Here is a 12,778-nt window from a genome sequence, read left to right on the forward strand (position 1 = left end):
ACAGCCGAGGCGGCGGGGACGTGACCCGGCCCGGAGGTGCCGGGCCCGGTCGTCCCCGCCGCCGGGCGGAGGGCAGCCGCTGATCAGACCCCGGGGGCCGGCGCGGCGCCGTCCTCGAAGTCACCGGCGAGGGCGGCGGCGATCCGCAGCTGGGTCTCCGCCTCCTCGGCCCTTCCCTGCCGCTCCAGGGTCCGGCCGAGCATCAGCCGGGCGTAGTGCTCGACCGGGTCCCGCTCCACGATGGAGCGCAACTCGCGCTCCGCACGCCCCAGTTGGGCCGAGTGGTAGTAGGACCTGGCCAGCAGCAGCCGCGGCCCGGTCTGCTCGGGCACCTCCTCGACCAGACCGTCGAGGACGTGCGCGGCGGCCGTGTACTCCTTGGAGTCGAAGAACAGCCGGGCGCGCTCCCAACGCTCCGCGGGCGTCCCGTGGGCGTAGTAGGCCGAGTCGAATGTGGTGTTCACGGGTGACCTCCTTCGCGGGGCACAACCGATGCCGTTGGTTGAATATTCCACTACTCATGCCGGTGCACCCGCGCCGGTGTTCGAGGGGTGCCGCCGACCGGGGGACACGCTGACGGGGCGGCCCTGACGGGACTAGGTTGTGGCCCATGAGCAATCTTGATCGCGAGGCCGTGCCCGCCGTCTGCGGTGGCCGCGGCTTCGTCGTGGCGGAACCCGTACGGGAACTCCTCAGCCCGCGGCACGTCAAGCTCGGCGAGTCCACCGAGGTCCGCCGCCTGCTGCCCAACCTGGGCCGTCGCATGGTCGGAGCGTGGTGCTTCGTCGACCACTACGGTCCCGACGACATCGCCGACGAGCCCGGCATGCAGGTCCCGCCGCACCCGCACATGGGCCTGCAGACGGTGAGCTGGCTGCACGAGGGCGAGGTGCTGCACCGCGACTCGACCGGCAGCCTCCAGACCATCCGCCCACGGGAACTGGGCCTGATGACCTCCGGCCGGGCGATCAGCCACTCCGAGGAGAGCCCCAGGTCGCACGCCCGCTTCCTGCACGGCGCCCAGCTGTGGGTGGCGCTGCCGGACAGCGACCGGCACACCGACCCGCACTTCGAGCACCACGGCGACCTGCCGCTCGTCACCGCGCCCGGCCTGCGGGCCACCCTCATCCTGGGCTCCCTCGACGGAGCGACGTCACCGGGGACCACCTACACCCCGATCGTCGGCGCCGACCTCGCGCTCACGCGCGGCGCGGACGTACGCGTCCCGCTGGAACCGGACTTCGAGTACGCGGTCCTCGCCATGTCGGGCGAGGCCCACGTCGACGGTGTGCCGCTGCTGCCGGGTTCGATGCTCTACCTCGGCTGCGGCCGCACGGAGCTGCCGGTCCGGGCGGAGTCGGACGCGGGCCTGATGCTGCTGGGCGGCGAGCCGTTCGACGAGGAACTGATCATGTTCTGGAACTGGATCGGCCGGACCCAGGAGGAGATCGAACAGGCGCGGGCCGACTGGACGACGGGCACCCGGTTCGGCGAGGTGAAGGGCTACGACGGCACGCCGCTCCCGGCTCCGCCGCTGCCGCCGGGGCAACTGAAGCCGCGGGGGAGACTGCGCTGACCTGCTGAGACCCGCGACGGGGTCGCCCGGGAGCGGCGTCCGGGGACTCCCGTGCGCGGAGCCGTCCGGGGGGACTTCCGTGCGCGGAGCCGCCGGGCGGTCCTGGCCTCCGCGGCCGAGCCGACTACGCCCGCGCCCCCACCGTTCCCAGGCAGAGCAGGACGTGGCGGCGGGCGACCTCCTCCGCGCTGAGCGGGCCGTCGGCGCGGTACCAGTTGGCGACGCCCTGGCACATGATCAGGACCGCCCGTACCGCGTCCGCCGGGATGGGGGTGGTGAAGGCGCCCTCACTGACGCCGGTCCTGACGGTGTCGAGCAGCATGTGTTCGAGGTAGTCGCGCAGCGCGATGTAGCGGGCCCGGTTGTCCGGTTCGAGGCTGCGGATCTCGGTGTCGAGGAAGGCCAGGCCCTTGCGGTGGGCCATGTACAGCACGATCGACTCCACCATCGCGCAGAAGCGGGGGAGCGGTTCCTCGCCGGCCTCCTCGGCCGCCGCCCGGCACCGGTCGAGGACGTCCTTCATCGACGTCTCGAGCAACGTCGCCAGCAGGGCCTGCTTGTTGGCGTAGTGGTAGTACAGGGCCGGGACGGTGACGCCGACCCGCGCGGCGATCTCCCGCACCGAAGTGCCGTGGTAGCCCTGCTCGTTGAACGCCTCCATGGCGTGCAGCAGGATCGGGTGCAGATCGAGCCCGCCGTACGCGCGCCAGTGTCCGCGGGCGGTCTCCTGGCCGGTCCGGCCGCTCTGCGTGTTCATCGGGACTCCTCGCGATCCGCGGCCGGGACCACGGGCCGGGCTGGACGGCACCGCGCCGGACGGTACGGGCGTGGACGGACGGTACGTGCGCGGACGGTACGCGGCTGCGCTCGACTGGATCGCCGCCGCGGGACTTACCGATCGCTCGGTAAGTCTACGTGAGCCCCTCCTCAACTCGCCATCAAATCCTGCCGCTTGGCCCATTGACCCCTCTCCGTCCGGCGCTCTAGCGTCTTTAGCGAGCGCTAAGTAGGTGCCGTCGGGAGTGAACCCGACGGCAGCCGCGCCGATGCCCGGAAGGGGACCGATGAGCCCGACCGACGAACCTGTCCGCCCCTGCGCGCCGCCCGCCGCCGCGACGGTCAGACGGGCCGGACCGCTGGCGGGGGTCCGGGTGGTGGAACTCGCCGGGATCGGGCCCGCGCCGTTCGCGGCGATGCTGCTCGGCGATCTCGGGGCGGACGTCGTCCGCGTGGACCGGCCCGTCGCCTCCGAGTTGAGCGTCGAGCCCCGCTTCGACCTCACGGGCCGCAACAAGCGCTCCGTGCTCGTCGACCTCAAGGCCGCCGAAGGCCCCGCGACCGTGCTCGCCCTCGCCGCCCGCGCCGACATCCTCGTCGAGGGCTACCGCCCCGGCGTCGCCGAACGCCTCGGCGTCGGCCCCGAGGAGTGCCTCGCCGTCAACCCGGCGCTCGTGTACGGGCGGATGACCGGCTGGGGGCAGCAAGGACCGCTCGCCGCCCGCGCAGGACACGACATCGACTACCTCGCCACCTCGGGCCTGCTCGGCATGATCGGGCCCTTCGAAGGACCGCCGGCCATCCCCGCCAACCTGCTCGGCGACTACGCGGGCGGCTCGCTCTATCTCGTCGTCGGCGTCCTGTCCGCGCTGCTGATGGCGCGGGTGGCAGGCGCGGGGCAGGTCGTGGACGCCGCCATCGTGGACGGCGCCGCCCACCTCAGCTCCGTCGTCCGCGGCATGGCGGCCGCCGGCTCCTGGCAGGACGCGCGGGGGCGGAACCTCCTCGACGGCGGCTGCCCCTACTACACCGTGTACGAGACGGGCGACGGCGGCTGGATGGCGGTCGGCGCGCTGGAACCGAGGTTCTACGCCCTCTTCGTCTCCCTGCTCGGCCTCGCCGCCGACGGACTGCCCGACCGCACGGACCGCCGCAACTGGCCCGCGCTGCGGGACGCGTTCGCCCGCCGGTTCAAGACCGCGAGCCGGGACGCGTGGGCCGACGTCTTCGAGGGCACCGACGCCTGCGCCGCCCCCGTGCTCTCGCTGACCGAGGCCGCCCGCCATCCGCACCTCGCCGGGCGCGGCACGTTCACCGAGGTGGACGGCATCGTCCAGCCCGCCCCCGCGCCCCGCTTCTCCGCCACGTCGGGAGCGCTGCGCCGACCGCCCGCGACGCCCGGCGCCGACCACGCGGAGGTGGCCCGCGACTGGCAGGTGGACGCCCTGCGTCCGGCACCCGCGGGCGCGGGGCGCGCCGCCGAGGAAGGAAGCGGCTCGTGAAGCTCTCCACCACCCTGGAGTACGCCGCCGACCCGCGCGCCGCCGCCGACCGGGCCGCCGCCCTGGAACGCGCCGGACTCGACGCCGTCTGGGTCGCCGAGGCGTACGGCTTCGACTCACCGACGATCATGGGCTACCTGGCCGCCCGCACCGAGCGGATGCTGATCGGCTCGGCCGTCATCAACGTCTACTCGCGCACCCCCGCCCTCATCGCGCAGACCGCGGCCGGCCTCGACGCCCTGACCGGCGGACGCGCCGTCCTCGGCATCGGGGCCTCGGGACCGCAGGTCGTGGAGGGCTGGCACGGCCGCCGCTACGACCGGCCGCTCGGCCGCACCCGGGAGACCATCACCCTGGCCCGCCGCATCTGGCGGCGCGAGGTCATCGAGCACCACGGCATCACCGACCTGCCGCTGCCCCCGGAGAAGGGCGGCACCCTCGGCCGGCCGCTCAAGCTCCTCACCCACCCGGTGCGCCCCGCCATCCCGATCCAGGTCGCCGCCCTCGGCCCGGCCAACGTCCGGATGACCGCCGAACTCGCCGACGGCTGGCTGCCGTTCCTCTACGTCCCCGAACACGCGGCCAAGGTCTGGGGCGCCCCGCTCGCCGAAGGCACCGCCCGCCGCGACCCCGCCCTCGGGCCGCTCGACGTCGTCGCGGGCGGACCCCTCGCCATCGGCCCGGACGCCGAGGCCGTCCGCGACCGGCTGCGCCCGCTGATCGCCCTGTACGTCGGCGGCATGGGCGCACCCGGCCGCAACTTCTACCACGACCTGATGTGCGCCTACGGCTACGAGGCCGAGGCCCACGCCGTCCAGCGGCACTTCCTCGCCGGACGCAGACGGGACGCGGAATCCGCCGTTCCCGCCGAACTCTGCGCGCTCGCCAGCCTCGCAGGCCCGGAGGGGTACGTACGCGAACGCGTCGAGGCGTTCCGGGAGTCGGGCGTCACCGTCCTCGACGTCACGCCCGTGGGACCCGACCAGGAACGCCTCGTCGAACGGATCAAGGAGTGGCTGTGACCGCGACCAGGGACCTCTACACCCCCGACCACGAGGCGTTCCGGGACACCGTGCGCGCCTTCCTCGCCAAGGAGGTGCTGCCCCACCACGCCCGCTGGGAGCAGGAGGGCGTGGTCAGCCGCGAGGTGTGGCGGGCCGCCGGAGAGCGGGGCCTGCTCGGGCTCGCGGTGCCCGAGGAGTACGGCGGCGGAGGCACCGACGACTTCCGCTACAGCGCCGTCCTCATCGAGGAGTTCGCCCGCGCCGGGGCCTCGGGGCTCGCCATCAGCCTGCACAACGACATCGTCGGGCCCTACCTCACCACCCTGGCCACCGAGGAGCAGAAGCGCCGCTGGCTCCCCGGCCACACCTCCGGGCGACTCGTCACCGCCGTCGCCATGAGCGAACCGGGCGCCGGGTCCGACCTCCAGGGCATCAGGACCACCGCCACCGACGAGGGCGACCACTACCTGCTCAACGGCTCCAAGACCTTCATCTCCAACGGCATCCTGGCCGACCTGGTCGTGGTGGTGGCCCGCACCACCCCCGAGGGCGGCCGCGCGGGGCAGAGCCTGCTGGTGGTGGAGCGCGGCATGCCCGGCTTCGAGCGCGGCCGCAACCTCGACAAGATCGGCCAGAAGGCCCAGGACACCGCCGAGTTGTTCTTCCGGGACGTCCGGGTCCCCAAGGAGAACCTGCTCGGCGAGGAGAACCGCGCCTTCCCCGCCCTGATGGCCCACCTCGCCCAGGAGCGGCTGGCCATCGCGGTCGGCGCGGCGGCCACCGCCGAACACGTCCTAGGACTCACCCTCACCCACGTCAAGAACCGCGAGGCGTTCGGACATCCGCTCGCCCACCTCCAGCACGTCCGCTTCGAGGCCGCCGAGATGGCCACCGAGTGCGCCGTCACCCGCGGCTTCGTCGACCAGTGCGTCCTGGACCACTGCCGGGGCCAACTGGACGCCGTCCGCGCCGCGATGGCCAAGTGGTGGGCGACCGAACTCCAGAAGCGGATCGCCGACCGGTGCCTCCAACTCCACGGCGGATACGGCTACATGACGGAGTATCCGGTGGCCAGAGCCTTCCTGGACGGCCGCGTCCAGACGATCTACGGCGGCACCACCGAGATCATGAAGGAGATCATCGGCCGCTCCCTGCTGCGCTGAGCACCCGGCATCCCGCCCCCCGACCGGCTCCGCCCCACCCCAGCGACGGAAGGCTCCCGTGACCACCGAGGCGTACCTGTACGAGGCGATCCGCACCCCGCGCGGACGCGGCAAGGCCGGCGGTGCCCTGCACGGCACCAAACCCGTCGACCTGGTCGTCGGACTGATCGACGAGATCAGGCGCAGACTGCCGGGACTCGACCCGGCCGGCATCGACGACATCGTCCTGGGCGTCGTCAGCCCGGTCGGCGACCAGGGCGGCGACCTCGCCCGCACCGCCGCCCTCGCGGCCGGCCTGCCCGACACCGTCGCGGGCGTGCAGACGAACCGCTTCTGCGCCTCCGGCCTCGAAGCCGTCAACCTGGCCGCCGCCAAGGTCCGTTCGGGCTGGGAGGAGCTGGTCGTCGCGGGCGGCGTCGAGTCCATGTCCCGGGTCCCGATGGGCAGCGACGGCGGGGCCTGGTCGATGGACCCGCGCACCAACTTCGACACCGGATTCGTCCCCCAGGGCGTCGGCGCCGACCTGATCGCCACCCTGGAGGGGTTCACCCGCGAGGACGTGGACGCCTACGCGGCCACCTCGCAGGCCAGGGCCGCCGAGGCGTGGAAGCTCGGCCGGTTCGACCGCTCCGTCGTCCCGGTGCGCGACCGCGCCGGACTGACGGTCCTCGACCGGGACGAACACCTCAGGCCCGGCACCACCGTCACCTCGCTCGCCGCGCTGACACCGTCGTTCGCCGAGATCGGGACGCGCGGCGGCTTCGACGCCGTCGCCCTCCAGAAGTACCACTGGGTCGAACGGATCGACCACGTCCACCACGCGGGCAACTCCTCCGGCATCGTGGACGGCGCCGCCCTCACCCTCATCGGGTCCGCCGCCGCGGGGGAGCGGTACGGGCTGCGGCCCCGGGCCCGCGTCGTCTCCGCCGCCGTCTCGGGAGCCGACCCGACGATCATGCTGACCGGACCCGCGCCCGCCTCCCGCAAGGCCCTCGCCAAGGCCGGGCTGCGCACCCGCGACCTCGACCTCGTGGAGATCAACGAGGCGTTCGCCGCCGTCGTCCTGCGCTTCGCGCGCGAGATGGAACTCGACCAGGACCTCGTCAACGTCAACGGCGGAGCCATCGCCATGGGGCACCCGCTCGGCGCCACCGGCGCCATGATCCTCGGCACCCTCGTCGACGAACTGGAGGCCCGCGGCGGGCGCTACGGCCTCGCCACGCTGTGCGTCGGCGCCGGCATGGGGATCGCCACGGTCGTCGAACGCCTCTGACCCGGCGCCCTCCCCGCACCCCCACCGCCACCCGGACAGGCCCGCCCGCGCGACGAGAGAGGCACCCCGATGGACACGCCCGCCCCGAGCCGCACCATCCGCTGGGAGGGTGACGACGACCACGTCGTCACCCTCGTCCTCGACGACCCCGACCAGTCGGCCAACACCATGAACGCGGCGTTCATCGACTCCCTTGACGCCGTCGTCGACCGCCTCGCGACCCGCCGCGACACCCTGCGGGGCGTCATCGTCACCTCCGCCAAGAAGACCTTCTTCGCCGGCGGCGACCTGCGGGACCTGATCGCCGTCACCCCCGAGACCGCCGGGCGCTCCTTCGAGGCGGGACTGCGCGTCAAACGCGCGCTGCGCACGTTGGAGACCCTGGGCGTGCCCGTCGTCGCCGCCCTCGGCGGCGCGGCCCTCGGCGGGGGGTACGAGATCGCCCTCGCGTGCCACCACCGCGTCCTGCTCGACCGCCCCTCCGCCCGGGTCGGCCTCCCCGAGGTCACCTTCGGGCTGCTGCCCGCGGGCGGCGGAGTGACCCGCACCGTCCGCATGTTCGGCGTCACCGAAGCGCTGACCAAGGTGCTCCTTGACGGACGCCGGTACGCCCCCGCCGAGGCGCTGGCCGCGGGCCTGGTCGACGAGACCGCCGCCGACGCGTCCGAACTGACCGCACGGGCAAGGGCGTTCATCGACGCCCACCCCGACGCGCGGCAGCCCTGGGACGTCGCGGGGTTCCGCATCCCCGGCGGCACCCCCGACCGGCCCGAACTGGCCGCCACGCTCCCCGCCCTGCCCGCGCTGTTCCGCGAGAGGCTCGGCGGCGCCCCCTACCCGGCCCCGCGCGCCGTCCTCGCGGCCGCCGTCGAGGGCGCCCAGGTCGACCTCGACACCGCGTTCGTGATCGAGAGCCGCCACCTCACCGAACTGGTCCTGGGGCAGACCACCAAGAACATGATCCAGGGACACTTCTTCGACCTGAGGACCGTCGAGTCGGGGGCCGGACGGCCGCGCGGAGTGCCGTCGGGCACCGTCCGCAAGGTCGCCGTCCTGGGCGCCGGGATGATGGGCGCGGGCATCGCCCACGCCTGCGCCCGCGCGGGCATCGACGTGGTCCTGAAGGACACCACGCGGGAGGCCGCCGCCCGCGGCAGGGCCCACTCGGCGGGCATCCTGGAACGGGCCCTGCGCCAGGGCCGCACCACCGAGGCGGATCGGGACGCGCTGCTCGCCCGCATCACCCCCACCGCCGACCCCGAGGAACTGGCGGGCTGCGACGCGGTGATCGAGGCGGTCTTCGAGGACCCGGCCGTCAAGGGCGAGGCGTTCCGGGAGGCCGAGAAGCACGTCGCCGCCGACGCGCTGCTCTGCTCCAACACCTCCACCCTCCCCATCGCCGGCCTCGCCGAGGCCGTCCGGCGCCCCGACGACTTCATCGGCCTGCACTTCTTCTCCCCGGTGCACCGGATGCGGCTGGTCGAGATCGTCAAGGGGCCGCGGACCGGCCCCCTGGCCCTCGCCCGCGCCTTCGACCTGGTGCGGCAGATCGGCAAGACCCCGATCGTCGTCAACGACAGCCGGGGCTTCTTCACCTCACGCGTCATCGGCCGCTTCCTCGACGAGGGCGTGGCGATGCTCGCCGAGGGCCACGACCCGGCCACCGTCGAACAGGCGGCGGCGCGGGCCGGCTACCCCGCGAAGGTGCTCGCCCTGATGGACGAACTCACCCTCACCCTGCCCCGGCGCATCCGCGAGGAGAACCGCGCCGCCGTCGAGAAGGCCGGCGGGACCTGGCGACCGCACCCGGCGGACGCCGTCGTCGACCGCATGATCGACGAGTTCGGCCGCACCGGACGCGCCGCCGGAGCCGGTTTCTACGACTACCGGGACGGACGCCGCGGCGGACTCTGGCCCGGCCTGCGCGAACACTTCACCGACCCCGCCCTGAACGGCGCCGACCTCACCGGACTCGGCGAGCGGATGCTCTTCGTCGAGGCACTGGACGCGGTGCGCTGCCTGGCCGAGGGTGTCCTCGTCTCGGTCGCGGACGCCAACGTCGGCTCCCTGCTGGGCATCGGCTTCCCCGCCTGGACCGGCGGCGTCCTCACCTACGTCAACGGCTACCCCGGCGGCCTGCCGGGCTTCCTCACCCGCGCGCGGGAGCTGCGCGACCGCCACGGCGACCGCTTCGCCCCGCCCGACCTGCTCGTCCGCATGGCCGCGAACGGCGAGACCTTCACCGACCGCTGACCCGCAACACGGACCACGCCCCTCCGCACGGACCGTCCCACCCGCCCCGCACCGCGTACCACAGGAGGCCGCCATGGCACCCGAGCCGCCAGCCGCCGACGACGCGGCAGACCCGCCGACCCTGCCGCTGCTCGTGGCGCGCGACGCCCTGCTCCACCCCCACCTGCCGGCCCTGTCCTGGCGCACCCGGGACACCGACGGCTGGACCACCCTCACCTGGAGCCAGGTCGCCCAGCACACCACCCGCCTCGCCGCCGGATACGCCGCCCTCGGTGTCGGACCCGGCGACCACGTCCTGCTCATGATGGCCAACCGCCCCGAACACTGGCTCTCCGACCTGGCGTTGACGAGACTCGGCGCCGTCCCGGTCAGCGTCTACGGCACCTCGGCGCCCCCGCAGATCCGGCACATCGCCCGCAACTGCCGGGCCCCTCTCGTCGTCGTCGAGAACGCGACCCAGGTCAGGGCCTGGGCCCCGCTGCTCGACGACCCCGACACCCCGCTCGCCCGCCTGGTCGTGGCCGAACCGCACCAGGAGGGCATCCACCTGCCCTACGCCGCCCTGCTGCGCGAACCCGTGCCGGACGGCTTCGAGAAGAACCTCGACGGCGCCCGCCCCGACGATCCGCTGACCGTCGTCTACACCTCGGGCACCACCGGCGAACCCAAGGGCGTGGTGCTGACGCACCGCCAGGTGCTGGCCAACGCCCGTGCCCTGGACGCGGTGGTGGAGCTGCCGCCGCACGTCGAGCACATCTGCTACCTGCCGCTCGCCCACATCGCCGAACGCATGCTGGGCCTCTACCTGCCCTGCCACCGCGCCTCGCACGTGTACCTGTGCGCCGACCCGGCCGCCGTCCCCGCGGCGGTGCGCGAGGTACGGCCCCGCCAGTTCTTCGGCGTGCCGCGGATCTGGGAGAAGCTCGCCACGACCCTGCGGGCCGGGATCGCGCGCCTGCCCGAGGAGCGGCGCCGCGCCGTCGAGGAGGCGGCGCGGGTCGCCCGCGAGCACATCGCCCACCGCGAGCGCGGCGAGCACGTGCCGCCCGACCTCGAAACGGCGTACCGCACGGCCCGCGAAGAGGTGCTGGTCCCGCTGCTGTCGCTCGGCGGACTCGACCGGATCACCTGGGCGGCCAGCGCCTCCGCCCCGATGCCACCGGACGTCGTCGCGTTCTGGGCGGGGCTCGGGATCGTGGTCATGGATGCCTGGGGGCTGACCGAGACCACCGGGGTCGCGACCTCCAACAGCCCCCGCGCGGGCTTCCGCCTCGGCTCCGTCGGCCGGCCCGTCTCCTGCGCCGAGGTGCGCACCGCGGCGGACGGCGAACTCCAGGTCCGGGGCGCCTCGGTCTTCGCCGGCTATCTGCGCCCCGGAGGACCGCCGGACTCACCGCTGGACGCGGACGGCTGGCTGGCCACCGGTGACATCGGCCGCGTCGACGACGACGGCTTCGTCTGGATCACGGATCGGAAGAAGGAGATGATCGTCACCTCGACCGGCAAGAACGTCTCCCCGGCCCTCGTGGAGAACACCCTGAAGGAACACCCGCTGATCGGCCAGGCCCTCGTCCACGGCGACCGCCGCTCCTACGTGGTCGCCCTGCTGGTGCTCGACACCGAAGCGGCCCTGGCCTGGGCCGCCGACCGCGGGATCGACGCGGGCGCCGATCCCTCTGATCCCGCCGATCCCTCTGATCCCGCCGATCCCTCTGATCCCGCCGATCCCGCTGATCCCGTCAATCCCGCTGATTCCGCCTATCTCGTCGCGCTGGCCGCGCATCCGGCGCTGCGGGAGGAGATCGAGCACGCGGTCGCCGCGGCCAACAGCCGCCTCAACCGGACCGAACAGGTGAAGAGGTACCAGCTGCTGACCGACGAATGGGGCCCCGCCACCGGCGAGTTGACCCCGTCGCTCAAGCTGCGCCGCCGGGTCGTCCACGACCGCTACGCCGTCCAACTCGCCGCGCTCTACGAGGACTGAGCCGCCCAGGACGGCGCGCAGGGCCGGTCGCACCCCCTCCCGGGTGCGACCGGCCCTGCGCGCTGCCCCCGGTCAGAGTCCGTAGCTCTTGCCGATGATGTCCCGCTGGATCTCGCTGGTCCCGCCGTACACCGTGGAGACGACCGCGGCCCGCAGATGGCGCTCCATGCCGTACTCGGTGGCGTAGCCGTACCCGCCCATCATCTGCATGCACTCCAGCGCGACCCGCTTGGCGGTCTCGGTCGCCTTGAGCTTGGCCATCGACGCCTCCCGGGGGAAGAGCCGCTCCGGCTCCGCGTCGCAGTCCGCGGCCACCTCCCGCACCAGCAGCCGGGCGCACTCGATCTCGGTGGCCAGATCGGCGACCCGGTGCCGCAGGGCCTGGAACGAGCCGATCGGCCGCCCGAACTGCTCGCGTTCACGCAGGTAGGAGACCGCGTCGTCGAAGGCGCGGCGGGCCAGCCCCAGCATGTTCGCGGCGAGGAAGAGGCGTTCGTCGTTGAGCCCGGCCATCAGCTGCGGCCAGCCCTCGCCCACCGCGCCCACCACCGCGTCCGCGGGCAGCCGCACACCGGTCAGGAACACGTCGTTGACCTCACGGCCGCCCATCGTCTCGATGCCCCGCACCTCCACCCCCGGGGTGTCCATCGGGACGTGGAACATGGTCAGCCCGCGGTGCTTCTCCGGGCCGGTGCGGGCCACCAGCAGCATGCTGTCGGCGAGGTGCGCGTTGGAGATCCACGTCTTCTGCCCCTCGACCGACCAGTCCCCGTCGGGCCGTCGCTCGGCCCGGCAGCGCAGCGCTCCCACGTCCGAGCCGGCCGCCGGTTCCGACATCGCGATCGACAGCACCCGCCCGCGCACCGCGCTGCCCAGGACCTCCCGGCGCTGCTTCGCCGAGGCGAACCGGGCGAAGGCGCGGGCGGTGATGACGGTGGTGACGAACCCGCCGGCCGGGACCAGCCCGTAGGTGATCTCCTCCAGGAACACGCACGCGTCGGCGAGGCCGCCGCCCGCACCGCCGTACTCCTCGGGCAGGCACACCCCGAGCCACCCCAGGTCCGCCAGTTTCCGGTAGATCACCGCATCGTGCGGGGTGCGTGCGGCGCCGGCCTGACGGTCCTGGTCCGCGCACTCGCGTTTGGCGAAGTCGCGGACGGCGGCGGCGAGAGCGGCCTGTTCCTCGGTCAGTCGGCTTCCCATGGGGAATCTCCCTCGTGCGTCGTGATCCCCGGACCACCGGTGT

Annotated in this window: 10 protein-coding genes; 7 read left to right on the forward strand and 3 right to left on the reverse strand. The window is 73.6% G+C overall.

Annotation, left to right across the window (positions count from 1 at the left end; translation table 11 throughout):
* Positions 1-83 precede the first annotated feature (83 nt).
* Complete coding sequence (locus DDJ31_RS34740) at positions 84-464, reverse strand: tetratricopeptide repeat protein (protein WP_127176442.1); 381 nt, start codon at positions 462-464, stop codon at positions 84-86.
* Between the two features lie 146 nt (positions 465-610).
* Here DDJ31_RS34740 and DDJ31_RS34745 point away from each other — a divergent pair, with 146 nt between their 5' ends.
* Positions 611-1,576 (forward strand): pirin family protein, encoded by a 966-nt coding sequence (locus DDJ31_RS34745; protein WP_127176441.1) that lies wholly within the window; start codon positions 611-613, stop codon positions 1,574-1,576.
* 124 nt (positions 1,577-1,700) lie between these two features.
* Here the strand turns inward: DDJ31_RS34745 and DDJ31_RS34750 are convergent, their stop codons facing one another.
* On the reverse strand, positions 1,701-2,333 hold the full coding sequence (locus DDJ31_RS34750; protein ID WP_127176440.1) for a TetR/AcrR family transcriptional regulator: 633 nt from the start codon (positions 2,331-2,333) through the stop codon (positions 1,701-1,703).
* Positions 2,334-2,640: 307 nt separating this feature from the next.
* Between DDJ31_RS34750 and DDJ31_RS34755 the strand changes: the two genes are divergently transcribed.
* The 6 genes from DDJ31_RS34755 to DDJ31_RS34780 all read left to right on the forward strand — a co-directional run bounded on the left by DDJ31_RS34755 (position 2,641) and on the right by DDJ31_RS34780 (position 11,532).
* On the forward strand, positions 2,641-3,855 hold the full coding sequence (locus tag DDJ31_RS34755) for a CaiB/BaiF CoA transferase family protein (RefSeq protein WP_127176439.1): 1,215 nt from the start codon (positions 2,641-2,643) through the stop codon (positions 3,853-3,855).
* Positions 3,852-4,877, forward strand: coding sequence for an LLM class F420-dependent oxidoreductase (locus DDJ31_RS34760; protein WP_127176438.1), 1,026 nt, complete (start codon positions 3,852-3,854; stop codon positions 4,875-4,877). Before DDJ31_RS34755 ends, DDJ31_RS34760 begins: the two co-directional genes overlap by 4 nt.
* Positions 4,874-6,022, forward strand: a complete 1,149-nt coding sequence (locus DDJ31_RS34765) for an acyl-CoA dehydrogenase family protein (RefSeq protein WP_127176437.1) — start codon at positions 4,874-4,876, stop codon at positions 6,020-6,022. Before DDJ31_RS34760 ends, DDJ31_RS34765 begins: the two co-directional genes overlap by 4 nt.
* 58 nt (positions 6,023-6,080) lie before the next feature.
* Positions 6,081-7,295, forward strand: coding sequence for an acetyl-CoA C-acetyltransferase (locus DDJ31_RS34770; RefSeq protein ID WP_127176436.1), 1,215 nt, complete (start codon positions 6,081-6,083; stop codon positions 7,293-7,295).
* A gap of 69 nt (positions 7,296-7,364) precedes the next feature.
* Positions 7,365-9,548: a 3-hydroxyacyl-CoA dehydrogenase NAD-binding domain-containing protein gene (locus tag DDJ31_RS34775; RefSeq protein ID WP_127176435.1), complete on the forward strand. Its 2,184-nt coding sequence runs from the start codon at positions 7,365-7,367 to the stop codon at positions 9,546-9,548.
* Between the two features lie 73 nt (positions 9,549-9,621).
* A complete protein-coding gene (locus tag DDJ31_RS34780; RefSeq protein ID WP_127176434.1) occupies positions 9,622-11,532 on the forward strand; it encodes an AMP-dependent synthetase/ligase in 1,911 nt (636 codons plus the stop codon).
* A gap of 72 nt (positions 11,533-11,604) precedes the next feature.
* Here DDJ31_RS34780 and DDJ31_RS34785 read toward each other — a convergent pair whose 3' ends face one another.
* Positions 11,605-12,735 (reverse strand): acyl-CoA dehydrogenase family protein, encoded by a 1,131-nt coding sequence (locus DDJ31_RS34785; protein WP_127176433.1) that lies wholly within the window; start codon positions 12,733-12,735, stop codon positions 11,605-11,607.
* Between the last annotated feature and the right edge of the window lie 43 nt (positions 12,736-12,778).

The sequence above is a fragment of the Streptomyces griseoviridis genome, from assembly GCF_005222485.1.
Taxonomy (GTDB): Bacteria; Actinomycetota; Actinomycetes; order Streptomycetales; family Streptomycetaceae; genus Streptomyces; species Streptomyces hintoniae.

Coding starts and splice junctions, on each gene's coding strand:
- DDJ31_RS34780 (WP_127176434.1), top strand. CDS start 9,622: ATGGCACCCGAGCCGCCAGCCGCCGACGACGCGGCAGACCCGCCGACC.
- DDJ31_RS34755 (WP_127176439.1), top strand. CDS start 2,641: ATGAGCCCGACCGACGAACCTGTCCGCCCCTGCGCGCCGCCCGCCGCC.
- DDJ31_RS34785 (WP_127176433.1), bottom strand. CDS start 12,735: ATGGGAAGCCGACTGACCGAGGAACAGGCCGCTCTCGCCGCCGCCGTC.
- DDJ31_RS34775 (WP_127176435.1), top strand. CDS start 7,365: ATGGACACGCCCGCCCCGAGCCGCACCATCCGCTGGGAGGGTGACGAC.
- DDJ31_RS34750 (WP_127176440.1), bottom strand. CDS start 2,333: ATGAACACGCAGAGCGGCCGGACCGGCCAGGAGACCGCCCGCGGACAC.
- DDJ31_RS34745 (WP_127176441.1), top strand. CDS start 611: ATGAGCAATCTTGATCGCGAGGCCGTGCCCGCCGTCTGCGGTGGCCGC.